Source organism: Sulfuritalea hydrogenivorans sk43H (assembly GCF_000828635.1).
In the GTDB taxonomy this organism is placed as follows: Bacteria; Pseudomonadota; Gammaproteobacteria; order Burkholderiales; family Rhodocyclaceae; genus Sulfuritalea; species Sulfuritalea hydrogenivorans.
In genome coordinates, this window is sequence record NZ_AP012547.1 from 211576 (window position 1) to 237359 (window position 25784).

The window sequence follows — 25784 nt, forward strand, 5'->3', positions numbered from 1 at the left end:
GAATTAGTTGATGAGTTTTTTGAGTTGTTGGTCAATGGCGGGCGCATCCCAGTCGATGGCACCCATGCCGCGCGCGACGATGCGATGGCGGCGATCGAGGACGACACTGGTCGGCAGCATGCGCGCCCCCCAGGCCCGGCTGATGGTCTGCTCGCGGTCATGCAATACCGCCAGGGTCTGCTGGTCGGGCAGCGCTTCCCAGAGGAATTCCTCGACCCGCTTGGCATTGTCGGCGACGGCGACGGTCAGCACGGTCAGGCCCTGCGCCTGCCAGCGCTTGGCGAGGCGGGCGAGCGAGGGCATTTCCTCGCGGCAGGGTTCGCACCAGGTCGCCCAGAAATTCACCACGACCGGCTGGCCCCTGTGTTGGGCAAGGGCTTGGGTCAGGCGTGGGTCGGCGGTCGTTGGCGCGCTGCGGGCTGTGACTGTTTTCAGCGCAGGCGGCGGGGCGGCCCAGACCGGCCCTTGCAGCAGCAAACAGATAAGTGGTGGGGCTGCCGCCAAAGCGAAAAGACGTCTGTACATCATGAGCTCCCGTTGAACTGCAACCGCCGCGGAGCGGAAACCACCGCGGCTTACGATGCTCCCGAGGGAGCGGCCTTACGCACCCAGTCCGCTCAAGGCGGAAAGCTGGGCAGCGAATCCGGATTCTTCGTGCTCGGCCAGGCAGCGCAGGTCGAGCAGCAATGCGCCTTCCTCGATGCGGCCGATCACGGGTTTCGGCAGGGCACGCAGGCCCTGCTCGATGCGATTCAATATTCCACCGCGCTTGCCCTGTGGCTTGACGGCAAATCCCGCCGAGGGCAGGCGGTCGACCGGCAGCGAGCCCGAGCCGATTTGCGATTTCAGCGCGACGATCTCCACCGTCACCGGCAGGCCGGCCAGTGCGGATTGCAGCGCGGGCAGCAGGCGCGCGGCCTGCGCCGCGATGTCTGCCTCGGGCCGCGTCAGCTGGCGCACGGCGGTGACGCGCAGGTGCAGGCGGTCGGGGTCGCGATAGAGCGCGAGAACCGCTTCCAGCGCGGCGAGCGTCAGCTTGCCGACGCGCAGAGCGCGTTTCAGCGGGTTCTTCTTGATCTTCGCGATCAGATCCTTGCGGCCCACCAGCAGGCCGGCCTGCGGCCCGCCCAGCAGCTTGTCGCCGGAAAAGGTGACGAGGTCGGCACCGGCGGCGATGGCCTCCGCCGGCGTTGGCTCGTGCGGCAGGCCGTAGGCGGCCAGGTCGGCCAGGGTGCCGCTGCCGAGGTCGATGACGAAGGGCAGGGTGTGCTGGTGCGCCAGCGCGGCGAGCTCGGCTTCGGGCACGGCATGGGTGAAGCCGTGGATCGCGTAGTTGCTGGCATGCACCTTCATCAGCATCGCCGTGCGCGGGTTGATGTTTTCGGCGAAGTCCTTGAGGTGGGTGCGGTTGGTGGTGCCGACTTCGACCAGTTTCGCTCCGGCGCGGCTCATGATGTCGGGTACGCGAAAGGCGCCGCCGATTTCGATCAGTTCGCCGCGCGAGACGATGACCTGCTTCTTCTGTGCCAGCGTATTGAGCAGCAGGAACACGGCCGCCGCGTTGTTGTTGACCACCGTGGCGGCTTCGGCGCCGGTCAGTTCGCAGAGCAGTTCGTCGACCACGTTGTCGCGATCGCCGCGACCGCCGGATTCGATATCGTACTCGAGCGCACAGGGATTGCGCGCGGCGTTGATCAGCGCCTGCACGGCTTCTTCGGGCAGCGGCGCGCGGCCGAGGTTGGTGTGCAGCACGGTGCCGGTCAGATTGAACACCGGGCGCAACCTGGGGCGCATTTTCGCCGTGACGCCAGCGCCGACTTTTTCAACCAGATCGGCTTCGTCGGGCAAGCCCCCGCCTTCCTTGATCGCGGCGCGGGCGGCGGCGAGAACCTCGCGCACCATGCCGGTCACCACGGCGCGGCCGTGGGCGTCAACCAGCGAGGCGAGCGCCGTAGCGGACAGCAGGCGGTCGACGGAAGGAAGCTGGGAAAGTGGGTTCATGATTTCACCCGGACCGGGCAGAAACGAGATGGAAGAATTCTAACGATTTCCGCTGGATTCGCGCACCCGGATTTGCAAAAATTCGCAGCACGGGAGTGGCGCTGGGCATCAACCCGTGTGAACATACCGGGATTGAATTCGAGTTAACACAGCACGGCGCAGACCGTGCCCTGATAGGGGGGTAAAGGATGAGTACGCGAAACCCGGCGCCGCAATCGCCGTGGCAGAAAATGTTGGGCATCGAGCTGAGCCCGGTGAGTCATCGCGAACGGCTGGTATCTGCGCTGGGCGGTTTTGTCGGTTTGCTCGCCGTGTATTTCGTCAGCCATGCGCTGGGCGGTCCGCCGTCCGCGCCGCTGCTGATTTTTTCAATCGGGGCGTCGACCGTGTTGGTATTCGCGGTGCCGCATGGCGCGCTCTCGCAGCCGTGGCCTGTTCTTGGCGGGCATCTGGTGGCGGCGCTGATCGGCGTCACCTGCTCGCGCCTGGTGCCGGACGCCATGCTTGCCGCGGCGCTGGCGGTGGGCCTGTCCATCCTGGCGATGCACTATCTGCGCTGTATCCATCCGCCCGGCGGCGCGACCGCGCTGGTCGCCGTGCTGGGCGGTCCGTCGGTACAGGCGCTGGGCTTCGGCTTCGTTCTGTCACCGGTGCTGCTCAATGTAGCGGTGCTGCTCGTGGCGGCCATCGCGTTCAACGCCTTTTTTCCCTGGCGCCGCTATCCGGTCTGGCTGGCACGCCGCACCGCCAGGGCGGAGGCCGTCAGCGCAGGCTACGCGTCGATTTCGCATGAAGACTTCGTCTATGCGCTGACGCAGATGGATTCCTTCATCGACGTTTCCGAAGAGGATCTGCTGCGCATCTACAGCCTGGCCACCGGCCGCCACCGCGATGTGTTGGCGGCGGCTGGAGGCATCAGTTCCGGCGTGCGGCCTTGAACTCGGGAAAGGTCGATTTCAGGTAGTGCCTTTCTGAAACGAAGCGGTCGAGCAGCAGCGCGTCTTCCGCGCTGTTGAGGCGGCCGGTGAAGCGCGCCACTTCCTTGCCCTGGCCGTCGAGGAAGACCAGCACCGGCCGCAACTTGCGCGGGTTGTGGCGCTGGACCATGGCATGGCGCGGATCGTCCTCGTCCAGCTCCAGATCGCCGAAATCGGCATGGGCGCCGACGTAATTTTTGATGAACTTCGCGCTGACTTCGGGCTTGCGCAGCACACTCACGGTGTAGCGGCAGGCCCCTCAGTTCAGGTGATCGCCGAAGTACAGCAGGACATGGCGCGCAGGGGTGGACTTGATCTGCGCCACGGCGGCGAAGTCGTCTTTGGCCAGCGGCACCACGCCGTCGAGATGGTCGGCTTCTGCCGCGGCCGGCAGGCTGAGCGCCGCGGCAAGGACCAGGGCGAAAACGGAAAGCAGGCGTTTCATTCGGGTTTCCTCGGGTTGCATCCGGTGATCGGACTGAAGGGGTGACAGTGTAATTCGGGAATGGGTTCCATGAACCGTGGCTGCGCCGGCGCCGTCCCGCCAGCGCCGACTATCGAAACTCATCCCCCCGGTACCAGCAGCAGGTTCGGCCCGCTGCGGGCATAGCCGGCTTCGTCGACCAGGATGTCCAGCGCCAGCGTGGCGAGGTCGTCGGCCACGGGATCGACGGGGCCCTTTTCAGAATAGACGATCTTGAGATAGCTCTTGCAGGACTCGCAGGTTTCGGCGCGCACGGCGCCGGCGGTCTTGTTTTCGTCGGATTCGAGATGGCGGTAGCTGATGCCTTCGTTGGCGTCGCAGGCGCTGCATTTGACGCGTACCAGGTTCCATTCGGTGTTGCACAGGGCGCAATGCAGGTAGCGCAGGTTGCTGGCCTCGCCGCTGTTGCGCACCACGCTGGCGACGGGCAGGAAGCCGCAGCAGGGGCAGACGCCGGGGACATCGAGCGCGGCGACGTCGCCGATACCAAGGCGCGCGGCAGCGGTGGTCCATAGCACCTGCAAGGCGGCGGCGACGTAGGGCAGCAAGGCGGCGTCGTCGCCATAGAGTTCGGTGTGCAGCACGCGTTCGGCCAGCGCCTCGGTGCGCTCTGGCGCTAAGCCGGCCAGACGGGCGAGATCCTGCCGCGCCGGTTCCGGTGCGACATCGGCGATGCGCGCGATTATCTGGCGCAGGCTGTCGCGCCAGGCGGGATCGCGTGGCCAGGATTGCGCCGGCAGCGGCGGCATGCGGTGCTCGCGGGCGCGTGCCAACTGAGCGGTATCGGGCAGCGCCAGCACCGGCAGGGCGTGCAACGCTTCATGCTGGGCGCGGGTGATGGCGGCGAGAAAGCGCAGCCAGTCGCCGAGCGCGTGGCCTTCGGCCAGTTGTTCGAAGCGCTGCGCGCGCGTGGCGAAAATTGTGTTTGCATCGGGCGCGATGACGTGCGGCGGCTCGCTGCTTGACTTGATCGGGATGATGGGGGTTTGTGCGGTGGCGCTCATAATTTTGTCAGTGTAACAATCCCGCAAGGGGATACCGTCTCCGCTCTTCCAGCGGAGACATAAAAAACCGCGGGCCGAAGCCCGCGGGTGTTGGGATGGCGGAAATCAGGCAGGCAATTACGACTTGCCGGTGACCTGACGATACCACGCCCGGTGATGCTGCTTGGCCCAGGCGCGGGTGACCGTGCCGTACACCATGGCGCGCACCGTACCCCTGACCCAGAGCGCGGCATAGACGTGCACGAAGATCATCGCGATCATGATCGCGGCGATCGCGGCATGCACCACGGCACCGAGGCGTACCACTCCGACCGGGAAGTCGAAGTAGGCGCGCCACAACAGGATGCCGGAGACGAACAGCAGCAGCATGCACAGGGCCATGACCCAGAACATTGCCTTCTGGCCGCCGTTGTACTTGCCCTGTTCCGGCATGTTGTGGTCGTTGCCGCTCATCATTTCCCCGGCCCGTGACAGCCATTCCTTGTCCTCCGGCGTCATGGCGTTGAGTGCCTTGAAGCGGAAGAACATGACCAGGAAGGCCCCGGCCATGATGAGTCCAAGGAAGGGATGCAGGATGCGCGCCCAGACGCCGCCACCGAACAGCTGGGTCAGCGGCCAGAACGCCGGATGGAAAAAGGCCAGCCCCGAGAGCGCAAGCAGGATGAAGCTGATGCCCACCGCCCAGTGATTGGCCCGCTCGTGCGCCGAGTAGCGCTGAAGGTCCTTTGGATTACGGATCATTTTGCATCCTCCTTTTCGAGCTCTTCCTCAAGTTCCTTCGACACCTCGTTCGGCCCCTTCATGACGTAGTGGAACAGGCTGCCCAGTGCAACGGCAGCCATGGCCACCGATGCCAGCGGCTTGGCGAAGCCCTTCCACAGCGATACCAGCGGACTGATGCTGGGGTCGTTGGGCAGGCCCTTGTACAGCTCCGGCCGGTCGGCGTGGTGCAGTACGTACATGACGTGCGTGCCGCCCACTCCTTTCGGATCGTACAGCCCGGCCTTGTCATAGCCGCGCGACTTGAGGTCCACCAGGCGCTTCGCGGCGTAATCCGTCATCTGCTCTTTCGAGCCGAACTGGATCGCGCCGGTCGGGCAGGCCTTGACGCAGGCCGGCGCCTGGCCGACGGCCACCCGGTCGGAACACAGCGTGCACTTGTAGGCCTTGTTGTCCTCCTGCGAGATGCGCGGAATGTTGAAGGGACAGCCGGTGACGCAGTAGCCGCAGCCGATGCAGTTTTCCTGGTGGAAATCGACGATGCCGTTGGCGTACTGGATGATGGCGCCGGGCGCCGGGCAGGCCTTGAGGCAGCCCGGATCGGCGCAATGCATGCAGCCGTCCTTGCGGATCAGCCACTCCAGCTTGCCTTTCTCTTCCACTTCGGCGAAACGCATCACGGTCCACGACTTGGCCGTCAGGTCCACCGGGTTGTCGAACACCCCGGAGCAGCTGCCGACTTCGTCGCGGATGTCGTTCCATTCCATGCAGGCCGCCTGGCAGGCCTTGCAGCCGATGCAGGTGGAAACGTCGATCAGCTTGGCCACTTCCGTGGTCTGCCGGACGCCGGGTGCCGCGGTGGTCGTCGCCGAGCGGCGGGCGATATCTAGCGATTGCAATGCCATGTCATGCCTCCTGAAGGGCCGTCCCGAAGGAGGCATAGCCCCCTCGGGGGGCAGCGAACAGAGTGAGCGTGGGGGTCATCATCGTCTCCTTAGATCTTCTCGATGTTGACCAGGAACGCCTTGAATTCCGGCGTCTGGCAATTGGCGTCGCCGACGAAGGGCGTCAGCGTGTTGGTGATGAAGCCCGGCTTGGTGACCCCCTTGAAACCGAAGTGGATCGGGATGCCCACGGTGTGCACCTTCTTGCCGTCGACGTCCAGGGTCTTGATGCGCTTGGTGACCACCGCCACGGCCTTGATGAAGCCGCGGTTGCTGCGCACCTTGACCCGGTCACCGGCGGCGATGCCCTTTTCCTTCGCCAGTTCCTCGCCGATCTCGACGAACTGCTCGGGTTGCAGCACGGCGTTGATCTTCGAGTGCTTGGTCCAGTAATGGAAGTGCTCGACCAGGCGGTAGGTGGTGGCCACATACGGGAAGTCCTTGGCCTTGCCGAAGGTTTCCATGTCTCCCTTGTACACCCGCGCCGCCGGATTGCTGATGGCCTTGGGGTTGTTGGGATGGAAGGGATTCCTGTCCAGCGGCGTTTCGAAGGGCTCGTAGTGCTCGGGGAAGGGACCGTCGGCCATTGCCGGCGCGAATAGCCGCGCCACGCCTTCCGGCGTCATGATGAAGGGCATCACCCCTTCTTCGGGCGCCGCGTCGGGCCGCATGTCGGGCACGTCGTTGCCGCCCCAGGCGGTGCCGGTCCAGCGGATCACCGCCCGCTTCGGGTCCCACGGCTTGCCGGCCATGTCGCACGATGCGCGGTTGTAGAGGATGCGCCGGTTGGCCGGCCAGGCGAAGCCCCAGTTCAGCGTCTGCCCCAGCCCCGAAGGATCGGAGTTGTCGCGCCGCGCAGTGAGGTTGCCCGCCTGCGACCAGGAGCCACCATAGATCCAGTTGCCGCACTGGGTGGAACCATCGTCGCGCAACTGGGCGAAGCCGGCGATCTGCTCGCCCGGCTTGACCAGCACCTTGGTCTTGTCCTTCGGATCGAGGACTTCGCCCAGCGCCTTGCCGGAGATTTCCATGAGGAGCTCTTCGGGCGCGGGCTTGGCCGGCTGGCGGTAGGGCCAGGTCAGGTTGAGGATCGGCTCGGGCAGCTTGCCGCCGTCCTTGGCATACATCGCTTTCAGCTTGAGGAAGAGCGCGGCCAGGATTTCGATGTCGCCCTTCGATTCGCCCGGGCCGTCGGCCGCCTTCCAATGCCACTGGATGACGCGGCCGGAGCTGGTGAAGCTGCCGGACTCTTCGGCGAAGAGATTGGCCGGCAGGCGGAACACTTCGGTCTGGATCTTCGCCGGGTCCACCTCGTTGAACTCGCCGTGCGGCTTCCAGAACTCGGACGTGTCGGTCGCCAGCGGATCGATGATGACGAGGTATTTCAGCTTGGCCAGCGCGTCGCCCACCTTCTTCTTGTTCGCCACCGAAGCGAGCGGATTGAAGCCCTGGCAGACGAAGCCGCTCATCTTGCCCTGGTGCATGCGCTCGAAAATGGCCAGGGTGTCATACGCCCCGTCCTTCTTCGGCAGCCAGTCGTAGCCGTAGTCGTTCTTGTCGGTCGCGGCAGCCCCGTACCAGGCCTTCTGCAGGCTGGTGAACCATTTCGGGAAGTTCTGCGGGAAGTTCATCTGGCTCGGACGCAGCGGTTTCGGCGTGCGCTTTTCCAGATAGGTCTTGCGATCGACGTCGGCATCGGTCGGCGCCGACAGGTAGCCGGGCAGCACTTCCGAGTAGAGGCACATGTCGGTGATGCCCTGCACGTTGGCGTGCCCGCGCAGCGCGTTGATGCCGCCGCCCGCCATGCCCATGTTGCCGAGCAGCAGCTGGATCAAGGCCATGGTGCGAATGTTCTGCGAGCCGACCGAATGCTCGGTCCAGCCCAGCGCATAACAGATCGTCATGGTCTTGTCGGGTGCCGCCGTCTCCGCCATCATTTCGCATATCTTGAGGAAGGCGTCCTGCGGCGTGCCGGTGGTCTTGCTCACCAGTTCCGGCGTGTAGCGGCTGTAGTGCTTCTTCATCAGCTGGAACACGCAGTTCGGGCTTTCCAGGGTCGGATCGACCATGGCGAAACCGTCCTTGCCCATCTGGTATTTCCAGGTGTCCTTGCCGTAGCTGCGCTTTTCGCCGTTGTAGCCGGAGAACAGGCCGTCCTCGAACTTGAAGCCTTCGTCGATCAGGAATGCGGCGTTGGTGTAGTTCTTGACGTACTCAAGGTGAATCTTGTTGTTGGAGAGCAGGTAGTTGATGACGCCGCCGAGGAAGGCGATGTCGCTACCGGCACGAATCGGCGCGTAGAAATCGGAAACCGCGGCGGAGCGCGTATAGCGCGGATCGACCACGATCAGCTTGGCCTTGCGATCCTTCTTCGCTTCGATGACCCATTTGAAACCGCAGGGATGCGCTTCGGCGGCATTGCCGCCCATGACGATCACCAGGTCTGAATTCTTCAGATCGACCCAATGATTGGTCATTGCACCACGCCCAAATGTCGGACCCAGACTGGATACCGTGGGGGCGTGTCAAATGCGTGCTTGCGTGTCGAGTGCGACGACTCCGAGGTTGCGCAGGATCTTGCTGGTGAGGTAGCCGGCCTCGTTGTTGGCGGCGGACGAGGCGAGGAAGCCGAAAGTGTTCCAGCGGTTGACCGTGACGCCTTCGGCGTTCTTCTCGATCAGGTTGGCGTCGCGGTCCTTCTTCATGTGGGTGGTGATGCGATTGATCGCTTCATCCCACGAAATGCGTTTCCACTCGCTGCTGCCCGCTTCGCGTACTTCCGGGAACTTGAGACGGTTGGGGCTCTTGACCATGTCCAGCAAGCCCGCGCCCTTGGGGCACAGCGAGCCGCGATTGACGGGATTGTCCGGATCGCCTTCGATGTGGATGATGTCCGCTTTCGCGTTCTTGGACTTGTCGCCCGTGGTGTAGATCAGGACCCCGCAGCTCACCGAGCAGTAGGGGCACATGTTGCGGGTTTCCGTGGCGCGGGCGAGCTTGTAGCTGCGCACCTCCGCCAGGGCCGATGTCGGCGAGAATCCCATCAGTGCGATGGAAGACCCGGAGAGACCGGCGCCGCAGACCTTGAAGAACTGCCGCCGTGTGACTTGCATTTGTTTGCCTCCTCCTTTATTGAGTTCCGGTTCGCCGAAATCCATGCAAACCAGCATGGCTATGACGCAAGTTCTGCGCCAATTCACTGCTACCAACAGGGACAAACACTTACCGCATTGCAGCAGTGCGGGTTGGACAAAATGTCCAAAGCGAATCGGGGCAGGTGAGACATTTTGTCGCCAGCTTTCCCACTCATTGCCAAGCCCCTCCGAATTGACGATCATTGCGAGCATAAGAGCAGTTCAGCAAAGGGGGAGACACTTGAATTCCGTTCCTGCGGGCGCGACCGTCGAGCTTTCGCCATGGCAGCACCAGTCGGTGCTGGTGGTCGATGACGAGCCCGGCATGGTCAGTTTTCTGCACCGCTCGCTGGCCTTGCGCTGCGGTTGGGTGGCGACCGCCGGCAGCGTGGAAGAAGCCGTCGAACTGCTCAGCCGTCGCCACTTCGACCTGATCGTGCTCGATATCGCGCTGCCCGGCCGCTCGGGCGTCGAATGGCTCCACGACCTGCGCGCCCAGGGATTCGCCGGCGACGTGGTGCTGATGACGGCCTATGCCGACCTGGAAACCGCGATCGACGCATTGCGCGCCGGCGCCTCGGATTTTCTGCTGAAGCCCTTCTCGGTGGCGCAAATGCTCAACGCGGTGAAGCGCTGCTTCGAGCGTTCGTCGCTGCGCCGCGAGAACTTCGTGCTGCGCCGTGAACTGGAACAGCGCGACGACAGCGTTGAAGGCATGGTCGGCAAGTCGGCCGTGATCCGTGACGTGTGCGCCCGTATCAAGCGCATTGCGCCGACGCCCTCGACGGTGCTGATCCATGGCGAATCGGGCACCGGCAAGGAACTCGCCGCGCGCGCCCTGCATCGCATGAGCTTGCGCAGCGACGGCCCCTTCGTGCCGATCAACTGTGCGGCGATCGCCGAAGAGTTGATCGAATCCGAATTGTTCGGCCATGTCAAAGGCGCTTTTACCGGCGCGGCGGCGGGTCGCGAAGGGCTGTTTTATTACGCCCGCGGCGGCACGCTGTTTCTCGATGAAATCTCCGAACTGCCCTTGCCGCTGCAGGCCAAGCTGCTGCGCGTGCTGGAGGAGCGCAGGGTGCGCCCGGTCGGATCGGAACAGGAAGTGCCGGTGGATGTGCGCGTGGTTGCAGCCACCAATCGCGACCTGACGGAAGAGGTTGCGGCGGGGCGTTTCCGGCGCGATCTCTACTACCGGCTGCAGGTGGTCGAAGTGGTCCTGCCGCCGCTGCGCGAGCGCATCGAAGACCTGCCGGACCTGGTCGATTACTTCATCGGCCAGCTGGCGGCGCGCCTGGGCGTGGCCGAGCTCGCGCACGACGAGGCCGCGCTGGCGCGCCTGGCCCGCTACAGCTGGCCGGGCAACGTGCGCGAATTGAAGAACCTGGTCGAGCGCTCGCTGATCCTCGGTTACTTCGCCGACGATTTTGCGCCGGATGAAGAAACCGCCGTGTCGCCAGCGCCGACTCTCGGGCCCGGAAACGAGGAATCCCTGGCCGCCATCGAGCGCCGCCACATCCTCGGCGTGCTGGAAACCTGCAAGGGCAACAAGTCCGAGGCGGCAAGGCGACTCGGCGTCTCGCGCAAGACGCTGGAACGCAAGTGCGCGGTGTGGGGGGTCTAGGCATTTTCAGAGGCATCGCCGCGCGCTTTCGCGGCTCGCTGCGCTTCAAGCTGCTGGCGCTGGCGCTCGGCCCCCTGCTGGTGGCCGTGCCGATCCTGATCGGCATACTCGTCGGCTGGGGCGCGGTGTATTACGACCGCCTGCTGATCACCAAGGTGCAGAGCGATCTGGCGGTTGCCCACGGCTACTTCGACCAGGTCAAGGAAGGCGTCGGCCGTCGCGTCGAATCCCTGGCCGGGTCGGAGCGGCTGGCCCGCGCGCTGCGCGAACGGCCCGGTGCGGCGGCCTTGAGCGAACTGCTGCGCGAAATGCAGCAGCAGCTCAGGATCGACTTCCTGATCCTGCTCGACGGCAATGGGCGCGTGCGCGCCGCCACGGGCGGCCCCGTGCCGGGCAGCAGCTACGCCGAGTGGGAAATCGTGCGCCGCGCGCTGGCCGGCCACGCCGAGACCGAGGTGGATATCCTCGATGCCGTCCAGTTGGCCGTGATCGACCCGACGCTGACGGAAAAGGCGCGCACGCCGCTGATCGCCACGCGCAATGCGCAGGCCACGCAGCGCAACGAGGAAACCCGCGGCATGGTGATGCACGCCGCCGCCCCGATCGCTTCCGTCTCGCGCGAGGGAGGCGCCGGCGTGCTGGTCGGCGGTTTGCTGCTCAACAAGAACCTCGAATTCGTCGACCGCATCAACGACATCGTGTACCCGGAGGGCTCGCTGCCGCTGGGCAGCGTCGGCACCGCGACGCTGTTCCTCGATGACGTGCGCATCGCCACCAATGTGCGCCTGTTCGAAAACGTGCGCGCCATCGGCACCCGGGTTTCGGCCGCCGTGCGCCATACCGTGCTCGACGAGGGGCGCACCTGGCTCGACCGCGCCTTCGTGGTGAATGACTGGTACGTCTCGGCCTACGAGCCGATCAAGGACAGTTTCGGCCGGCGCGTCGGCATGCTCTATGTCGGCTATCTGGAAGAGCCGTTCCAGCATGCGCGGCAATTGACGCTGGCGGCGGTGGCCCTGCTGTTCGTGCTGACCGTGGTGGCTGCGGCATTTGTTTCCCTGCGCCTGGCGCGGCATGTCTCGCAGCCGGTGGCGCGCATGCACGGCACCATGAGCGCGATCGAATCGGGCGAGACGGAGGCGCGCGTCGGCAAGCATCCGCCGGACCTTGCCGGCGAGGATGAACTGGCCGAGCTCGCCGCCCACTTCGATCGCCTGCTCGACCGGCTGGCGGCGCAGACCGAGGCCTTGCAGCGCTGGGGCAGCGAGCTTGACGGCAAGGTGGCCGAGCGCACGCAGGAACTCGCGGCCGCCAACCAGACGCTGCGCTCGGCGCAGCAGCGCCTCGTCATGTCGGAAAAACTCGCCGCGATCGGCCAGCTTGCCGCCGGCGTGGCGCATGAAATCAACAATCCGGTGGCGGTGATCCAGGGCAATCTCGATGTGCTGCGCGAAACCCTGGGGGATGCGGCCGAGCCGGCGATGGCGGAGATTCGCCTGATCCAGGACCAGGTGTTCCGCATCCGCCTGATTGTCACCAAGCTGTTGCAGTTTGCCCGCCCGGCCGAGTACGCCGGCTATCTGGAACCCGTGGTGCTGGATCAGGTGGTGCAGGACAGCCTGGTGCTGGTGGCGCACCAGATGAAGAAGACCAGCGTTGCGGTGATGCAGGAACTGCATGCGACGCGGCCGGTAACGGTGAATCGCAACGAGTTGCAGCAGGTGCTGATCAATCTGATGGTCAACGCCCTGCAGGCCATGCCCGAGGGCGGCACCTTGCTGCTGGCCAGCGGCGACCGCGAAGAAGGCGGCGTCAGGGGCGGCTTTGTCGCCGTGGGCGACAGCGGCCCCGGCATCGCGGCGGAAATCCGCGAGCGGCTGTTCGACCCCTTCTTTACCACCAAGACCAGCGACGGCACCGGCCTCGGCCTGTGGGTCAGCCTCGGCCTGGTCCAGCGTTACGGTGGGCGCATCGACGTCGAGTGCCCGTCAAGCGGCGGCTCGGTGTTTACCGTATGGCTGCCCAACGAAGCCCAGGCAGCGTGACGAGGGCTCAGCCGCCTGCCGGCGCGAAACGCTTCTCGATTTCCGCCGCCGGAATATAGCCGCCGACGCGCTCGCCACCGGAAAAGAAGATCGCCGGCGTGCCATTGATGCGCAGTTTGCGGCCGAGCTGAGCGGACTTGTCGAGTCCGCTCATGTCGCACTTGGCGGGCACGGCGGGCGGCGCCTTGCCCGCCGTCATCCAGTCGGTCCAGGCCTTGGACTTGTCCGGCGCGCACCAGATGGCCTTCGACTTCTCGTAGGAGTCGTCGCCCAGCACCGGGTAGAGGAAGGTATACACCGTGGCATCCTTCAATGTCAGGATGTCCTTCGCCAGTTTCTTGCAATAGCCGCAATTCGGGTCTTCGAAGGTCACCATGACGTTCTTTCCGTTGCCGCGCACCTGCTTCACGGCCAGGTCGAGCGGCAGGGAATTGAACTGGCGCTCCGCCGTGATGTTCTTGCCCGTTTTCATTTCCAGCAGGTTGCCGAAGATCAGGTAGGTCGCCTTGTCGTCGGCGTAGAAGATCTGGCCATCGACCGTGACCTCCCAGATGCCGGCCATCGGCGCCCTGGCGATCTTTTCGACCTTGCCCAGCTTGGCCTCGACGGCTTTTTTCACATCGGACTCGTCGGCGAATGCGGCGAGGGACACACAGGCCAGGGCGGCGGCAAGCAGGGATGGTTTCATGAGGTCTCCAGGAAAATTCAGGACGCCAGCGCGTAGCGAACCAGCAGGTTCTTTACGACCGGCAAGGTGTTGGTGAGGTTCAATCCGATATTGCGCAATTTGGCCAGGGGGCCGCTGGCGGGGCCGAAAAGGTCGTGCAGGCTATCAGTGACCGTCTGCAAAGTCACTATTTCCTCCTTGCGCGCCCGCTCGTAGCCGCGCAGCAGCGCCAGGTCGCCGCAGTCCACATGAGCTGGTTTGTCGCAAAGCACGCTTGCCAGCACCCGCGCATCCTGGAAGCCCAGATTGATGCCATGGCCGGACAGCGGGTGGATGGTATGGGCGGCATCGCCGATCAGCGCCAGCCGCGGTGCCACCGAGCGCGGCGCGCGCATCAGGCGCAGCGGAAAGCCTGCCGGCGCAGTCATCAGTTGCAGCGCGCCCAGTCGCCCGCCGCCTGCCGCGGCCACGCGGGCGCACAGGGCGGCCGGATCGAGCGCCAGCAGTTCGCGTCCGCGCTCTTCCGGAGCGGACCAGACCATCGAGATGCGATTGCCCGGCAAGGGCAGCCAGGCCAGCACACCGTCGTCGCGGAACCATTGAAACGCCGTGCCCCGATGCGGCAGTTCGGTGGCGAAGTTGGCCACCACGCCCAACTGGTCGTAGGGGTCAAAGCGGACGTCGATGCCCGCCGCGGAGCGGGTCCAGGACTCGGCGCCATCCGCCGCCACGATCAGCCGCGCGACCAGGGTGCGGCCGTCGTCCAGCGTCAGTCGTGCCGCATCGGGCTCAAGCGCCAGCGTTTGCGGGCGGGCCGGGCAAAGCAGGCTCAGGTTGCCCTGGCGTTTTGCGGTTTCCCACAGTTCGCGCTGCATCAGCGACGATTCGAGAATCCAGGCCAGCTCCGACACGCCGCTGCCATAGGCCGTGAAATCCAGCCGGCCGCCGGCGTCGCCATGGATTTCCATGGCACGCACCGGCTCCATGCGCGTCGCGTCCATATGGCGCCAGGCGCCCAGGGCATCGAGAAAGCGCGCATTGGCCGGGCTGATCGCATAAACCCGCGAATCCCATCCCTCCGGGAAGCCGGGCGCCTTCCCTTCGACCAATGCCACCGACAAGGCCGAGCGGCGCAAAGCCGCTGCCAGGGCCAAACCGGCCAAGCCCCCCCCCACAATCACGACATCGAAGTCCATTGGCGAATTGTCGCCTACCGGGGCGCGCCTTGACAAGGCAAGCGTGCGCCGAGGATAATTCCGCCCCTTTGCACGGTGATGTAGCTCAGCTGGTTAGAGCGACGGATTCATAATCCGTAGGTCGAGGGTTCAAGTCCCCCCATCACCACCAGTATTCAAGCGGGTTCCAGCGGTTTCGCGGGAATCCGCTTTTCTACTATTCGCCGCTCTCTTCTACAATTCCCGGCCTGCGCAGAGGTTCCACACTCTCCCCGAGGCGGGCGCGGACGTAGTGCTGTGTCATCGTGACGTGCTTGTGACCCAGTAGCTTCTGCGCGTGATCCATGCCTCCGGCGATGCTTGCCTCCGTACCGGCCTTGGCGCGGATGTCGCGGAACTGGAAGGCCACGCCTGCCGCCTCGCGCGCCTTGTCAAAGCGTCCGCGTAGCTGCTGTTGCGTGACGGCGCTGCCGTCATCATTGGCGATCAGGAAGGCGGGTTCCCTAGCAGTCTCCCCGCGTTACCCACCGACGCCCCTACGCCAGCCAAGGGGCGCTTCAGGGCGTCCGTGGATAACGCTCGCCTTCGGGGAAGTATCGGGCCGCCAGCCGGTCTGCCAAAGATGGATTGACGGACAGGCCGGAAACCCGGATGATTCGCACCTATCAAAATGATAGGTCTGCCCGATGTCCAAATGGTCCAAGCAGCAGTACCAGCGGTTTATCCGCGAGACGGCCAAGGACTGTGCACGGGTGGTTTTCACGGCTCACGCCGAACAGCGGATGCGGCTACGGGGAATCTCCCACGCGATGGCGCTGGAAGTGTTGCGCAAAGGGCTGCTGCGAAGGACGCCCGAGCCGAACATGCGACATGGAACGATGGAATGCCGGATGGAGTATTACGTTGCCGGCAGAAATCTTGGGGTGGTTTCGGCGGTTGTGGAAGCCGATCCCGATTTGGTGGTCATCACAGCAATGGAAATCGACTGACGGGGGTGTGAGATGCTGCGATATGACGATGGTGGTTTGAGGAACGTGTGGCTGATGAATGGCTACGAGATCAAGGAAACACCCTACGGCAAGGGCACGGCCTACAAGGACGTGGAGGGGCTGACGCGCGCGATCTGCCTGGCGCTGACGAAGAAGCACGGGAAGCTGACCGGGGTGGAGTTCCGCTATCTGCGCCAGTCGGGCCTGATGATGTCCCAGGCAGCCTTGGCGAAGCTGATGGGGGTGGATGTGCAGTCGATTGCCCGTTGGGAAAAAACCGGCCAGGTGCCGAAGTACGCGAACAAGCTGGTTCGCGTGGTGTATTGCGCCCATGCGGAGGGCAATCTGGCCATCAAGCGCGTGGTGGAACGGATCAACGATGTGGACCGACTGCTGAATCAAAGGATCGTGCTGGAGTCGTCATCGGCCGGCTGGACGCCTCGCATCGAGGACGTGGAGCACGCCTGAAAAGACTTCTACAATTCCAAATTGCCCCAAGCAACGGCGCGGGTTCGCGAGGCATCCACGGAGAAGGTTTGTAGAAGTGAAACGAGCGCAAGCCATTGACGCGACAGCGTTGCGAACTTGGCTTCATAATCCGTAGGTCGAGGGTTCAAGTCCCTCCATCACCACCAGTATTCAAGCGGCCTCCAGCGATGGGGGCCGTTTTCATTTTGGCAGGCGGTTAGCTGCTGCGATTCTGCCGGCGGCGGTCGAGCCACCAGGCGAGCACGGGCAGGGCGACGAAAGAGCCGGGCAGCGCCATCACCACCAAGTAGGGGGAAAGATACGCCAGTGCCCGCAATTGTTCCTGCAATGCGATGCGCTCGGCGCTGGTCCAGCGTTCGCCGTTGCGGGGCTTCATCAGCAGCGGCATGAGGCCGCGCACCTTGGCCATTTCGCCCTGCAATTGCTTGCGTTCCCGATTTTGGGCGGCGAGGACTTTCTGCATCAGGCCGGGTGATACCCGGATTCCCGTTGCCGCGGACACCTGGCGACTGGCTTCCTTGACCTCGTCGCGCGGCCTGGAACGAACCATTGCGGGATCAGGCCGCCGGGCGGCGCTCCAGAAAATCGCTCAGCTTGTGCCATGCCTGCCAACCGAAAAAGGCACGGCGTGCCCAGCGCCAGGCGCGTTTAGGCCGGGCGACGATCAGCGCCACCGTGGCGGCGGCGACAATTTGTGGATTGCGGCGCGCCCAGCGGGCACCCTCGACGACGCAGTCCGCTCCGCTGAAGACGGGAGCCAGCCCCGCCGCGCAGCGACCAAATTCGTCGCGCAGGCCTGCGCTGGCGATCTGCAGCCGCTGCTTCTTCAGCGCAAGTTCCAGCGTCGCGGAGTTCACTGCGGTCTTGCGGCGGGATCTGATGCCAATGCGTCGCGGTCCTTGCGAAGCTCGGCCAGGCTGGCGGAAAACAGCTTCGAGCCGCCGCGCGCCAAGCTCATTGCCAGCATGAGGCTGGCAATGCCGGCGCCGATGAACAGCGCGGAAAACACGCCGAGGGCCAGCAGCCGGTTGCTGTCCCAGAGCAGTACGGTGAGAAAGATGGCGAGGAAGACCAAGCCGGCGGAAAGGCAAAGAAATGCCGCACCGCCGTAGGCCAGCAGCGAAACCAGCCGCACCCGCTCCTCGGCGAGTTCGACGCCGAGGAGTTCGAGACGGTTGTGGATCAGGGTAACGCCGGTACCGAGCAAGCCCTTGGTCGAGGCGAACAATCCCTGCTGGTTCGACACCCTGCCCGCTCCTTCACCCATTGCCGGGTTCAGCGACGGCCGATCAGCAGGCCGACGATGAAGCCGAATCCTGCCGCTACGCCCACCGAACGCCAGGGATTGTCATGCACATAATCGTCGGCGACACGGCCGACCTGCTTGGCCTTATCCACCACGGCGGCCTCGGCTTCGGCCAGCTTGATCTTGGCGGCCGAAAGGCGATCCTGCGTCCTGGCGCGGATATCGGCGATCTTGTCGCCCGCCTGTCCGGCCGTGGCGCGTAGCAGTTCTTCGGTGTCGGCGATCACCAGTTTTACGTCGGCAATCAGTTTGTCCTTGGTGACATCGGTCATATCGTTCATGCTTTTCTCCTGAATTGAATGACTACAAAGTGAAGGCTACCGATTTTGTCGCTGCGCCGCAATGATCCATGTCATGCGGGAGCCAATTCGTAATCGACGGTCAGCGGCGCATGATCCGAAAAGCGCTGATCCTTGTATACGGCCACGCGGCGCGCCGTTGCCGCCAGGCCCGGCGTGGCGATCTGGTAGTCGATGCGCCAGCCAACGTTCCTGGCCCAGGCCTGGCCCCGGTTCGACCACCAGGTGTAGGCCTCGCCGGTTGCCTCGGGCAGGAGCCGGCGGTGCACGTCGACCCAGCCCAGGTCGGCGAAGACGGCGGAAAGCCAGGCGCGTTCTTCGGGCAGGAAGCCGGAGTTCTTCTGGTTGGATTTCCAGTTCTTGAGGTCGATTTGCTGGTGCGCGATGTTCCAGTCGCCGCACAGCAGGATTTCGCGGCCCTCGCGTTTGGCATCGCCCGCCAGCTGTTCCAGTCGCGGCCGGAACTGGTCGAGAAAGCGAAACTTGGCCTGCTGCCGTTCGTCCGAACTGGAGCCCGATGGCAGATACAGCGAGACCACCGACAGCTTGCCGAAGTCGGCCTGCAGGTAGCGCCCTTCGGCATCGAACTCGGCATTGCCGAAGCCCTCGATGATGCGGTCGGGGGCTTGCCGGGAATAAATGCCGACGCCGCTGTAGCCCTTTTTCTCGGCGGCATGAAAGCACGCCGTGAAGCCGGGCGGGGAGCGCAATGCGGGCGTCAGGTCGGTCAGTTGGGCCTTGAGTTCCTGGACGCAGACGATGTCGGCCTGTTGCGTTGCCAGCCAGTCGAAAAATCCCTTGTTGGCGGCGGAACGGATACCATTCAGATTCAGACTGAGTATTCGGAGCATGTGCTTGAGCATGTAGAATGTATTTGATGAATGCGAACGTCACCCTTGATGCCGCCAGCGCCACCACTGGCGAGTTGAGTCACGAGTTTATCGCCTTCGCCTGCGAACTGGGCGTGCTGCGCTTCGGTGAATTCAAGACCAAGGCCGGACGCCTGAGCCCTTATTTCTTCAATGCCGGCTTGTTCAACGATGGCGCCTCGCTGTCGCGCCTCAGTGATTTTTATGCGCGCCGCATTTTGAGTGCCGGGATCCGGTTTGATGTGCTGTTCGGGCCCGCCTACAAGGGCATCCCCTTGGCTGCCGGTGCGGCCATGGCGCTGTCCGGCCTCGGACGCAATACGCCCTATGCCTACAACCGCAAGGAAGCCAAGGATCACGGCGAGGGCGGCACCCTGGTCGGCGCGCCGCTCAAGGGCCGCGTGCTGATCATCGACGACGTGATTTCCGCAGGCACGTCGGTGCGCGAATCGGTCGACCTGATCCGTGCCGCCGGCGCAACCCCCGTGGCTGTGGTCATCGCGCTCGATCGGCAGGAACGCGGCCAGGGGGATTTGTCGGCAGTACAGGAGGTCGAAAAGGACTTTGGCATCCCGGTCATCAGCGTTGCCGGTTTGACCGATCTGATCGCTTATCTTTCCGGCCATCCGGAACTTGAAAACAAGCTTGCTGCCGTGCGCGAGTATCGCGTTCGTTACGGCGTCGACTGATGCCCATGAAACTTTTTCGGGGAGATAACCCATGCGCCTGATTTCCGCCCTGCTGTTCGCTTCTTCGACCTTGCTGGCCCTGGACGCCGCTGCCCAGATTCGCATCTATTGCTGCGATGACGCTGATGGGCGCAAGGTCTGCGGCGATTTTCTGCCTCCGGCATGCCAGGGCAGGGCCTATGAAGAGCGCGACAATCGCGGTTTTGTCTCCAAGACTGTCGAAGCGCCATTGACCGAACAGCAGCAGGCGCGCCGCGATGCCGAAAAGGCGAAGAAGGAAGCGGAGAAGAAGGCGGCTGCCGAGGAGCGGCGCCGTACGCTGGCCTTGCTGTCGACCTATTCCAGTCCAAAGGACATCGATTCGGCGCGCGATCGTTCGTTGGCGGAAATCGAAAAGAACAGGAAGGAATCCGAGAAGCGGCTGGAGGAGGCCAACAAGAAGAAGAAGGTGCTCGAAAACGACAAGGAGTTCTACAAGGGCAAGCCGCTGCCCGAGCAGGTCAAGGCGCAGATTCGCGACAACGAAAAAGAGATCAAGGCGCAACAGGACGCGGTGGATGCGCGAACCAAGGAAATGGAGGAGGTTCGCCTTCGTTTCGCCGAGGAGAAGAAGCGCTATCTTGAGCTGACGGGCAAGAAGTCGGCAGAAGGCGCGCCCGCCGCCGCCCCTGCGGCAGCACCGGCAGCAGCACCGGCACCGACCCCTGCGGCAGTGCCGGCAGCGGCTCCCGCCCCGGCCAAACCCGCCACCGAGAAGAAGTAGTCAGCCGAGTTTCTTCTTCAGCAGGTCGGTGACCTGCTGCGGATTGGCCTTGCCTTTGGTGGCTTTCATGGCTTGGCCGACCAGGGCGTTGAAGGCCTTTTCCTTGCCTGCGCGGAATTCCTCGACCGATTTCTGGTTCGCGGCGAGAACTTCATCGACCAGCGCTTCGATCGCGCCGGTATCCGTGATCTGCTTCAGGCCCTGCTTTTCGATGATCTCGTCGGCAGAATTGCCTTCACCGTTCCACAGCGCTTCGAACACCTTCTTCGCGATGTTGTTCGAAATCGTATTGTCGGCGATGCGAAGGACCAGGCCGGCAATCTGGGCGGCGGAGATAGGCGAGGCCTCGACGGCCATGTCATTCTTGTTGAGTCGCGCCGACAGCTCGCCCATGATCCAGTTGGCGACCGCCTTGCCGTTCGCCGGTCCCGCGTCAGCCACCGCGGCAACGTAGTAGTCGGCCATGGCGCGCGAGGCGGTGAGTATCGCGGCATCGTAGGCCGACAAGCCGTACTCGGCCTGGAAGCGCTGCTGCATCGCCTGCGGCAGTTCCGGCATCCCGGACTTCACCTCGGCAATCCACTCCGGCCGTATTTCCAGCGGCAGCAGGTCGGGATCGGGGAAGTAGCGGTAATCGTGGGCGTCTTCCTTGCTGCGCATCGAGCGCGTTTCGCCCGTGTCGGGATCGAACAGCACGGTGGCCTGCTGGATGGCGCGGCCTTCCTCGATCTCGTTGATCTGCCACTGCACCTCGAAGTCGATCGCCTGCTGCATGAAGCGGAAGGAGTTGAGGTTTTTGATCTCGCGCCGCGTGCCGAATTCCTTCTGCCCCATGGGTCGCACCGAGACATTGGCGTCGCAGCGGAAGGAGCCTTCCTGCATGTTGCCGTCGCAAATGCCGATCCACTGCACCAGCGCATGCAGCGCCTTGGCATAGGCGACCGCCTCGGCCGACGAGCGCATCTCCGGTTCGGTGACGATTTCCAGGAGCGGCGTGCCGGCGCGATTCAGGTCGATGCCGGTGCGGCCATGGAAATCCTCGTGCAGCGATTTGCCGGCATCCTCTTCGAGATGGGCGCGCGTCAAATGCACGAACTTCTCGGTCGCCTTGCTCTGCACTCCCTTCGGTTCGTCCCCAGCGCCGACTGTTATGGCAAGGCCGCCACCCAGGACAACGGGGATTTCGAACTGACTGATCTGATAGCCCTTCGGCAGGTCGGGGTAGAAATAATTCTTGCGGGCGAAGATCGAGCGCGGAGCAATCTGTGCGCCGACGGCCAGGCCGAACTTGATGGCACAGACCACGGCTTCGCGGTTGAGTACCGGCAGCACGCCGGGCAGCGCGATGTCCACCGCGCTGGCCTGCACGTTGGGCGCGGCGCCGAAGGCGATGCTGCTGCCGGAGAATATCTTGGATTTCGTTTGCAGCTGGACATGGGTTTCCAGCCCGATCACCACTTCCCACTGGGTTGTGCGCGTCATTTCGCCACCTCTGCCGGGCCGCCCCAAAGAGGTGGCAGTTCAACAAACCGGAAGCCGCAAAGCGGCTGAACCAAAGTCACCCCCGCCCTCGGGGCGGGGGTTGGGGGGTGGGCTCTCACAACATTCCCTCCGGCATCCGCGTGTGCCAGTCGGTGGCTTTCTGGTACTGGTGCGCGACGTTGAGCATCTTCGCCTCGCCGAGCCAGTTGCCGATGATCTGCAGGCCCACCGGCATGTTGTTCGCGCCGAAGCCGCAGGGCAGCGACATGCCCGGCAGGCCGGCGAGGTTGGTGGAAATGGTGTAGATGTCCGACAGGTACATTTGCACCGGGTCGGCGCTCTTGGCGCCGAAGGCGAAGGCGACCGAGGGCGAAGTCGGGCCCATGATCACGTCGCACGCTTTGAAGGCCTCGACGAAGTCGGCAGCGATGAGACGGCGAATCTTCTGCGCCTTGAGGTAGTAGGCATCGTAGTAGCCGTGCGAAAGCACATAGGTACCGATCAGGATGCGCCGCTTCACTTCGGCGCCGAAGCCCTGCGCCCGGCTGCGCGAGTACATCTCGGTCAGATCGTCGTATTCCGGTGCGCGGTAGCCGTAGCGCACGCCGTCGAAGCGCGACAGGTTGGAACTGGCCTCGGCCGGCGCGATCACGTAATAGGCCGGCACCGACAGGCCGGAGTTGGGCAACTGGACCTCCACCGTGGTGGCGCCCAGCTTGCGGTACTCGGCCAGTGCGGCCTCGACCGCGGCACGCACGTCGGCATCCATGCCATCGCCGAAAAATTCCCTCGGCAGGCCGATCCTGAGTCCGGCCAGCGGCTTTTCCAGGTCGCGGCCGTAATCCTCGGCGGGTCGCTCCAGCGAAGTCGAGTCGCGGGGGTCGAAGCCGGCCATGGCATTCAGCAACAGCGCGCAGTCGTCGGCGCTTTTCGCCATCGGCCCGCCCTGGTCGAGGCTGGAGGCGAAGGCGATCATGCCGTAGCGCGAGACCACGCCGTAGGTCGGCTTGAGGCCGGTGAGTCCGCACAGGGCTGCCGGCTGGCGGATCGAGCCGCCGGTGTCAGTGCCGGTGGCCGCCGGAGTCAGGCGCGCCGCGATGGCCGCCGCCGAACCGCCCGAGGAACCGCCGGGCACGCGGGACACATCCCAGGGATTCTTTACCGGACCGAAGTACGAGGTTTCGTTCGACGAGCCCATGGCGAATTCGTCCATGTTGAGCTTGCCCAGCGTCACCATGCCGGCGGCGGCAAGCTTTTCGACCACGTTGGCATCGTAGGGTGAAACGAAATTCGCCAGCATCTGCGAGCCGCAGCTGGTGCGCCAGCCCTGGGTGCAGAAGATGTCCTTGTGCGCCAGGGGGATGCCGCAGAGGGGGGAATTCGCCGTACCGCCAGCGCCGACTTTTGCGTCTGCGGCCCGGGCCTGCGCCAGCGTCTTGTCGCGATCGAGCGTGATGAAGGCATTCAGCGCGGGATTGAACGTTTCGATGCGGTCGAGGAACAGCGAGGCCAGTTCGACCGCGGAGACCTTCTTCGCCGCCAGCGCAGCGGAGAGTTCGCGCAGCGATGAATTGATCAGATCGCTCATTCCACTACCCTTGGGACCAGGTACAGCCCGGCCTCGGTTTCCGGCGCCACGGCTTGAAAGTCGGCGCGGCGGTCGGTTTCGGTGACCGCGTCCGGGCGCAGGCGCTGCACCACATCGACGGCATGGGCCATCGGCTCGATGTCCGTGGTATCGACCGCCTGCAATTGTTCGATGAAGCCCAGGATGCCGTTCAACTGGTCGCGCGTGGCTTCGCGCTCGGCGACGGAAAGTTCGATGCGGGACAAAAGGGCAATGCGGGCGACGTCTTCCAGGTTCAGGGACATGATGACAAATGGGGGTAAGTGGTGTTGGACCCGGGTGAAACAGGGCCTGATCGGTGCTTAATTCGAAAGGCGCGATAGGGTATCATAAGCCACCTATCCGCCGCAGCCCTCGCCGGGCGGGCTTCAACACTGGAACCACGATGTTCGGCTTTCTCCGCTCCTATTTTTCAAACGATCTCGCAATTGACCTCGGTACCGCCAATACGCTGATTTACGTGCGTGGCAAGGGCGTGGTCCTCGACGAACCTTCGGTCGTCGCCATTCGCATCGAAGGCGGCCCCAACGCCAAGAAAACCATCCAGGCGGTCGGCCGCGAGGCCAAGACCATGATCGGCCGCAATCCGAAGGAAATCTCGGTGATCCGGCCGCTGAAGGACGGCGTGATCGCCGACTTCACCGTCACCGAACAGATGCTCAAGCAGTTCATCAAGCGCGTGCATGAGTCGCGCCTGTTCTCGCCGTCTCCGCGCATCATCATCTGCGTGCCCTCGGGCTCGACCCAGGTCGAGCGCCGTGCCATCCGCGAATCGGCATTGGGCGCCGGCGCCTCGCAGGTATATCTGATCGAGGAGCCGATGGCCGCCGCGATCGGCGCCGGCCTGCCGGTGTCGGATGCCACGGGTTCGATGGTGGTGGACATTGGCGGCGGCACCACCGAAGTCGGCGTGATCTCGCTGGGCGGCATGGTCTATGCCAATTCGGTGCGCGTCGGCGGCGACAAGTTCGACGAGGCGATCATCTCCTACATCAGCCGCAACTACGGCATGCAGATCGGCGACAACAGCGCCGAGAACATCAAGAAGCAGATCGGCTCGGCCTTCCCCGGCGCCGAAGTGCGCGAGATGGAAGTCTCCGGCATCAACCGCGCCGAGGGCATTCCGCGCAAGTTCACGATTTCTTCCAACGAAGTGCTGGAAGCGCTTTCCGAACCGCTCAACCAGGTGGTCAAGGCGGTCAAGGACGCGCTGGAAAAAACGCCGCCCGAGTTGGGCGCCGACATTGCCGAACGGGGTCTGGTGCTGACCGGCGGCGGCGCATTGCTGCACGATCTGGATCGCCTGCTGACCGAGGAAACCGGCCTGCCGGTGATCGTCGCCGACGATCCGCTGACCTGCGTCGCCCGCGGCTCGGGTCTGGCGCTTGAAAAGATGGACAAACTCGGCAGTATTTTCGCCAACGAGTAGGGCCCGCCCCGTGTAGCGTGCAAGCTGGCCCCGTGATTGCAGAATGCGGGGCTCCACCGGGTTTTCCACTTTCGAGGGCGTAATGCCTTGATGTCCGTCGTTGGCCATGCTCCGCCACCCTTTTTCAAACGGGGTCCGGCGCCGCTCGTGCGGCTGGCTTTCTTCGTCTCGCTTTCGCTGATCCTGCTGGTGGCCGACCTGCGCTTCCACACTTTGGAATGGGCGCGGCTGGCGGTTGCCACGGTGGCCTGGCCCCTGCAGCGCATCACCTGGATGCCGATCGATGCCGCCGGCGATGCCGGCGGCTATCTGACGCGGCAATCCACGCTGCTGAAGGAAAACGAGGAACTGCGCCGGCGCCAGCTCGGCACCGCCAATCTCCTGCTGCGCCAGCAGCACCTGGAAACCGAAAACATGCGGCTGCGCGCCCTGCTCGACATGCGCGCGAGGCAGCCGGTCGAAGGGCGCATCGCCGAGATTCTCTACGCGGCGCGCGATCCGTTTTCGCGGCGGGTGATCATCGACAAGGGCATCCAGCACGGCATCAGCGCCGGCCAGGCAGTGGTCGATGACATCGGCGTGATCGGCCAGGTGGCGCGGGTTTTCCCGCTCACCTCGGAAGTACTGCTGTTGACCGACAAGGATCAGGCGATTCCGGTCGAGGTGCAGAGGAACGGCTTGCGCGCCGTGCTGGCGGGCGCCGGGGCGGGCATGATGGAACTGCGCTTCCTCGCGGCGAACGCCGAGATCCAGGTCGGCGACATCCTGGTGACGTCGGGACTCGACGGCGTCTACCTGCCCGGCTTGCCGGTGGCCAAAGTGGCCAGGATCGACCGCGACAGCGCCTATTCGTTTGCCCGTATCACCTGTGCGCCGCTGGCCGGCGTCGAACGTCACGGCCTGGCGCTGGTGCTGGGTGCCCGCACGGCCCTGCCGCCGCAGCCGGACGATCTGCCGGCGACAGCCGACAAGCCCGCCGCCGGCAAGCGGGTCAAGAAGAAGGCCAGATGAGGACATATCCCCCAACCCCTTTTCCAAGAAAAGGGGTGATCCCGGTTCAACCGCTG

27 protein-coding genes, 1 tRNA gene and 1 pseudogene are annotated in these 25784 nt (G+C 64.3%); 10 read left to right on the plus strand and 19 right to left on the minus strand.

The features are described from left to right. Nucleotides 1-3: 3 nt before the first annotated feature. Complete coding sequence (locus SUTH_RS01010) at nt 4-528, minus strand: TlpA family protein disulfide reductase (protein ID WP_084207203.1); 525 nt, start codon at nt 526-528, stop codon at nt 4-6. A gap of 72 nt (nt 529-600) precedes the next feature. Beyond that, a complete protein-coding gene (gene selA, locus SUTH_RS01015; protein ID WP_041096398.1) occupies nt 601-2001 on the minus strand; it encodes an L-seryl-tRNA(Sec) selenium transferase in 1401 nt (466 codons plus the stop codon). Between the two features lie 188 nt (nt 2002-2189). Here selA and SUTH_RS01020 point away from each other — a divergent pair, with 188 nt between their 5' ends. Further along, nucleotides 2190-2939 (plus strand): HPP family protein, encoded by a 750-nt coding sequence (locus tag SUTH_RS01020; protein WP_231851075.1) that lies wholly within the window; start codon nt 2190-2192, stop codon nt 2937-2939. Here SUTH_RS01020 and SUTH_RS01025 read toward each other — a convergent pair. The 6 genes from SUTH_RS01025 to fdnG all read right to left on the minus strand — a co-directional run bounded on the left by SUTH_RS01025 (nt 2917) and on the right by fdnG (nt 9243). Next, on the minus strand, nt 2917-3219 hold the full coding sequence (locus SUTH_RS01025) for a hypothetical protein (RefSeq protein ID WP_041096400.1): 303 nt from the start codon (nt 3217-3219) through the stop codon (nt 2917-2919). The two genes, SUTH_RS01020 and SUTH_RS01025, sit on opposite strands and share 23 nt — an antisense overlap. Nucleotides 3220-3237: 18 nt before the next feature. Beyond that, nucleotides 3238-3423: a hypothetical protein gene (locus SUTH_RS01030; RefSeq protein ID WP_148312813.1), complete on the minus strand. Its 186-nt coding sequence runs from the start codon at nt 3421-3423 to the stop codon at nt 3238-3240. Nucleotides 3424-3542: 119 nt separating this feature from the next. Further along, complete coding sequence (gene fdhE, locus SUTH_RS01035; RefSeq protein WP_070099318.1) at nt 3543-4466, minus strand: formate dehydrogenase accessory protein FdhE; 924 nt, start codon at nt 4464-4466, stop codon at nt 3543-3545. A 117-nt stretch (nt 4467-4583) separates the two neighbouring features. Next, complete coding sequence (locus SUTH_RS01040; protein WP_041096404.1) at nt 4584-5207, minus strand: formate dehydrogenase subunit gamma; 624 nt, start codon at nt 5205-5207, stop codon at nt 4584-4586. Continuing rightward, nucleotides 5204-6091, minus strand: coding sequence for a formate dehydrogenase subunit beta (gene fdxH, locus SUTH_RS01045; RefSeq protein WP_041096407.1), 888 nt, complete (start codon nt 6089-6091; stop codon nt 5204-5206). Before fdxH ends, SUTH_RS01040 begins: the two co-directional genes overlap by 4 nt. An 89-nt stretch (nt 6092-6180) precedes the next feature. Beyond that, nucleotides 6181-9243, minus strand: coding sequence for a formate dehydrogenase-N subunit alpha (gene fdnG / locus SUTH_RS01050; protein WP_084207516.1), 3063 nt, complete (start codon nt 9241-9243; stop codon nt 6181-6183). Between the two features lie 262 nt (nt 9244-9505). On the opposite strand from fdnG, the gene SUTH_RS01060 reads away from it, so the two are divergent. After that, nucleotides 9506-10888: a sigma-54-dependent transcriptional regulator gene (locus SUTH_RS01060; protein ID WP_041096411.1), complete on the plus strand. Its 1383-nt coding sequence runs from the start codon at nt 9506-9508 to the stop codon at nt 10886-10888. Beyond that, on the plus strand, nt 10876-12933 hold the full coding sequence (locus SUTH_RS01065; RefSeq protein WP_197539629.1) for a cache domain-containing protein: 2058 nt from the start codon (nt 10876-10878) through the stop codon (nt 12931-12933). Before SUTH_RS01060 ends, SUTH_RS01065 begins: the two co-directional genes overlap by 13 nt. Before the next feature lie 7 nt (nt 12934-12940). Here SUTH_RS01065 and SUTH_RS01070 read toward each other — a convergent pair whose 3' ends face one another. Together SUTH_RS01070 and SUTH_RS01075 are read right to left on the minus strand one after the other, a co-directional pair. Beyond that, nucleotides 12941-13621 carry a DsbC family protein gene (locus SUTH_RS01070; protein WP_041096413.1) on the minus strand — a complete coding sequence of 227 codons (681 nt, stop codon included), beginning with the start codon at nt 13619-13621 and terminating at the stop codon, nt 12941-12943. A gap of 17 nt (nt 13622-13638) precedes the next feature. Further along, nucleotides 13639-14796 (minus strand): UbiH/UbiF family hydroxylase, encoded by a 1158-nt coding sequence (locus SUTH_RS01075; RefSeq protein ID WP_041096414.1) that lies wholly within the window; start codon nt 14794-14796, stop codon nt 13639-13641. A gap of 74 nt (nt 14797-14870) precedes the next feature. On the opposite strand from SUTH_RS01075, the gene SUTH_RS01080 reads away from it, so the two are divergent. Continuing rightward, nucleotides 14871-14947: transfer RNA gene (locus SUTH_RS01080), tRNA-Met, on the plus strand. A 45-nt stretch (nt 14948-14992) separates the two neighbouring features. Here the strand turns inward: SUTH_RS01080 and SUTH_RS01085 are convergent. Next, nucleotides 14993-15274, minus strand: a pseudogene (locus SUTH_RS01085) (tyrosine-type recombinase/integrase); the annotation flags it as partial. 187 nt (nt 15275-15461) lie between these two features. Here SUTH_RS01085 and SUTH_RS01090 point away from each other — a divergent pair. Beyond that, nucleotides 15462-15764: a DUF4258 domain-containing protein gene (locus tag SUTH_RS01090; RefSeq protein ID WP_052473028.1), complete on the plus strand. Its 303-nt coding sequence runs from the start codon at nt 15462-15464 to the stop codon at nt 15762-15764. Nucleotides 15765-15776: 12 nt separating this feature from the next. Next, the gene (locus SUTH_RS01095; RefSeq protein WP_041096415.1) at nt 15777-16232 is read left to right on the plus strand and encodes a helix-turn-helix domain-containing protein; all 456 of its coding nucleotides are present in this window, start codon (nt 15777-15779) and stop codon (nt 16230-16232) included. Between the two features lie 217 nt (nt 16233-16449). Here the strand turns inward: SUTH_RS01095 and SUTH_RS01100 are convergent, their stop codons facing one another. The 5 genes from SUTH_RS01100 to SUTH_RS01120 form a co-directional block, all read right to left on the minus strand. Next, entirely contained in the window at nt 16450-16803 is a 354-nt protein-coding gene (locus SUTH_RS01100; protein WP_231851076.1) for a hypothetical protein, read from the minus strand. A gap of 7 nt (nt 16804-16810) precedes the next feature. Continuing rightward, entirely contained in the window at nt 16811-17110 is a 300-nt protein-coding gene (locus SUTH_RS19530; RefSeq protein ID WP_052473030.1) for a YqjK family protein, read from the minus strand. Next, on the minus strand, nt 17107-17520 hold the full coding sequence (locus SUTH_RS01110; protein WP_052473032.1) for a phage holin family protein: 414 nt from the start codon (nt 17518-17520) through the stop codon (nt 17107-17109). The genes SUTH_RS19530 and SUTH_RS01110 overlap by 4 nt, the downstream gene beginning before the upstream one ends. Nucleotides 17521-17528: 8 nt before the next feature. After that, nucleotides 17529-17840, minus strand: a complete 312-nt coding sequence (locus SUTH_RS01115) for a DUF883 family protein (RefSeq protein WP_041096417.1) — start codon at nt 17838-17840, stop codon at nt 17529-17531. 71 nt (nt 17841-17911) lie between these two features. Continuing rightward, nucleotides 17912-18709 carry an exodeoxyribonuclease III gene (locus tag SUTH_RS01120; protein ID WP_041101369.1) on the minus strand — a complete coding sequence of 266 codons (798 nt, stop codon included), beginning with the start codon at nt 18707-18709 and terminating at the stop codon, nt 17912-17914. Between the two features lie 26 nt (nt 18710-18735). Between SUTH_RS01120 and pyrE the strand changes: the two genes are divergently transcribed. Further along, nucleotides 18736-19416 carry an orotate phosphoribosyltransferase gene (pyrE, locus tag SUTH_RS01125; protein WP_052473789.1) on the plus strand — a complete coding sequence of 227 codons (681 nt, stop codon included), beginning with the start codon at nt 18736-18738 and terminating at the stop codon, nt 19414-19416. 31 nt (nt 19417-19447) lie between these two features. After that, the gene (locus tag SUTH_RS19240) at nt 19448-20179 is read left to right on the plus strand and encodes a serine--tRNA ligase (RefSeq protein WP_052473034.1); all 732 of its coding nucleotides are present in this window, start codon (nt 19448-19450) and stop codon (nt 20177-20179) included. Here SUTH_RS19240 and gatB read toward each other — a convergent pair whose 3' ends face one another. The 3 genes from gatB to gatC form a co-directional block, all read right to left on the minus strand. Next, nucleotides 20180-21661: an Asp-tRNA(Asn)/Glu-tRNA(Gln) amidotransferase subunit GatB gene (gene gatB / locus SUTH_RS01135; RefSeq protein WP_041096419.1), complete on the minus strand. Its 1482-nt coding sequence runs from the start codon at nt 21659-21661 to the stop codon at nt 20180-20182. A 115-nt stretch (nt 21662-21776) separates the two neighbouring features. Then, nucleotides 21777-23240, minus strand: coding sequence for an Asp-tRNA(Asn)/Glu-tRNA(Gln) amidotransferase subunit GatA (gene gatA / locus SUTH_RS01140; protein WP_171817411.1), 1464 nt, complete (start codon nt 23238-23240; stop codon nt 21777-21779). 5 nt (nt 23241-23245) lie between these two features. Continuing rightward, the gene (gatC, locus tag SUTH_RS01145) at nt 23246-23533 is read right to left on the minus strand and encodes an Asp-tRNA(Asn)/Glu-tRNA(Gln) amidotransferase subunit GatC (RefSeq protein WP_041096422.1); all 288 of its coding nucleotides are present in this window, start codon (nt 23531-23533) and stop codon (nt 23246-23248) included. A gap of 140 nt (nt 23534-23673) precedes the next feature. On the opposite strand from gatC, the gene SUTH_RS01150 reads away from it, so the two are divergent. Both SUTH_RS01150 and mreC read left to right on the plus strand, forming a co-directional pair. Continuing rightward, nucleotides 23674-24717 carry a rod shape-determining protein gene (locus SUTH_RS01150; protein WP_041096424.1) on the plus strand — a complete coding sequence of 348 codons (1044 nt, stop codon included), beginning with the start codon at nt 23674-23676 and terminating at the stop codon, nt 24715-24717. Nucleotides 24718-24807: 90 nt separating this feature from the next. Then, nucleotides 24808-25728: a rod shape-determining protein MreC gene (gene mreC / locus SUTH_RS01155; protein WP_041096426.1), complete on the plus strand. Its 921-nt coding sequence runs from the start codon at nt 24808-24810 to the stop codon at nt 25726-25728. Nucleotides 25729-25784: the final 56 nt, after the last annotated feature.

What these genes read in the sequence shown, in the direction of transcription:
- SUTH_RS01010 (WP_084207203.1), bottom strand. Translation starts at nt 528, where the DNA reads ATGATGTACAGACGTCTTTTCGCTTTGGCGGCAGCCCCACCACTTATC.
- selA (WP_041096398.1), bottom strand. Translation starts at nt 2,001, where the DNA reads ATGAACCCACTTTCCCAGCTTCCTTCCGTCGACCGCCTGCTGTCCGCT.
- SUTH_RS01020 (WP_231851075.1), top strand. Translation starts at nt 2,190, where the DNA reads ATGAGTACGCGAAACCCGGCGCCGCAATCGCCGTGGCAGAAAATGTTG.
- SUTH_RS01030 (WP_148312813.1), bottom strand. Translation starts at nt 3,423, where the DNA reads ATGAAACGCCTGCTTTCCGTTTTCGCCCTGGTCCTTGCCGCGGCGCTC.
- fdhE (WP_070099318.1), bottom strand. Translation starts at nt 4,466, where the DNA reads ATGAGCGCCACCGCACAAACCCCCATCATCCCGATCAAGTCAAGCAGC.
- SUTH_RS01040 (WP_041096404.1), bottom strand. Translation starts at nt 5,207, where the DNA reads ATGATCCGTAATCCAAAGGACCTTCAGCGCTACTCGGCGCACGAGCGG.
- fdxH (WP_041096407.1), bottom strand. Translation starts at nt 6,091, where the DNA reads ATGGCATTGCAATCGCTAGATATCGCCCGCCGCTCGGCGACGACCACC.
- SUTH_RS01070 (WP_041096413.1), bottom strand. Translation starts at nt 13,621, where the DNA reads ATGAAACCATCCCTGCTTGCCGCCGCCCTGGCCTGTGTGTCCCTCGCC.
- SUTH_RS01075 (WP_041096414.1), bottom strand. Translation starts at nt 14,796, where the DNA reads ATGGACTTCGATGTCGTGATTGTGGGGGGGGGCTTGGCCGGTTTGGCC.
- SUTH_RS01090 (WP_052473028.1), top strand. Translation starts at nt 15,462, where the DNA reads ATGTCCAAATGGTCCAAGCAGCAGTACCAGCGGTTTATCCGCGAGACG.
- SUTH_RS01095 (WP_041096415.1), top strand. Translation starts at nt 15,777, where the DNA reads ATGCTGCGATATGACGATGGTGGTTTGAGGAACGTGTGGCTGATGAAT.
- SUTH_RS01100 (WP_231851076.1), bottom strand. Translation starts at nt 16,803, where the DNA reads ATGGTTCGTTCCAGGCCGCGCGACGAGGTCAAGGAAGCCAGTCGCCAG.
- SUTH_RS01110 (WP_052473032.1), bottom strand. Translation starts at nt 17,520, where the DNA reads ATGGGTGAAGGAGCGGGCAGGGTGTCGAACCAGCAGGGATTGTTCGCC.
- SUTH_RS01115 (WP_041096417.1), bottom strand. Translation starts at nt 17,840, where the DNA reads ATGAACGATATGACCGATGTCACCAAGGACAAACTGATTGCCGACGTA.
- SUTH_RS01120 (WP_041101369.1), bottom strand. Translation starts at nt 18,709, where the DNA reads ATGCTCCGAATACTCAGTCTGAATCTGAATGGTATCCGTTCCGCCGCC.
- pyrE (WP_052473789.1), top strand. Translation starts at nt 18,736, where the DNA reads ATGAATGCGAACGTCACCCTTGATGCCGCCAGCGCCACCACTGGCGAG.
- SUTH_RS19240 (WP_052473034.1), top strand. Translation starts at nt 19,448, where the DNA reads ATGCGCCTGATTTCCGCCCTGCTGTTCGCTTCTTCGACCTTGCTGGCC.
- gatB (WP_041096419.1), bottom strand. Translation starts at nt 21,661, where the DNA reads ATGACGCGCACAACCCAGTGGGAAGTGGTGATCGGGCTGGAAACCCAT.
- gatC (WP_041096422.1), bottom strand. Translation starts at nt 23,533, where the DNA reads ATGTCCCTGAACCTGGAAGACGTCGCCCGCATTGCCCTTTTGTCCCGC.
- SUTH_RS01150 (WP_041096424.1), top strand. Translation starts at nt 23,674, where the DNA reads ATGTTCGGCTTTCTCCGCTCCTATTTTTCAAACGATCTCGCAATTGAC.
- mreC (WP_041096426.1), top strand. Translation starts at nt 24,808, where the DNA reads ATGTCCGTCGTTGGCCATGCTCCGCCACCCTTTTTCAAACGGGGTCCG.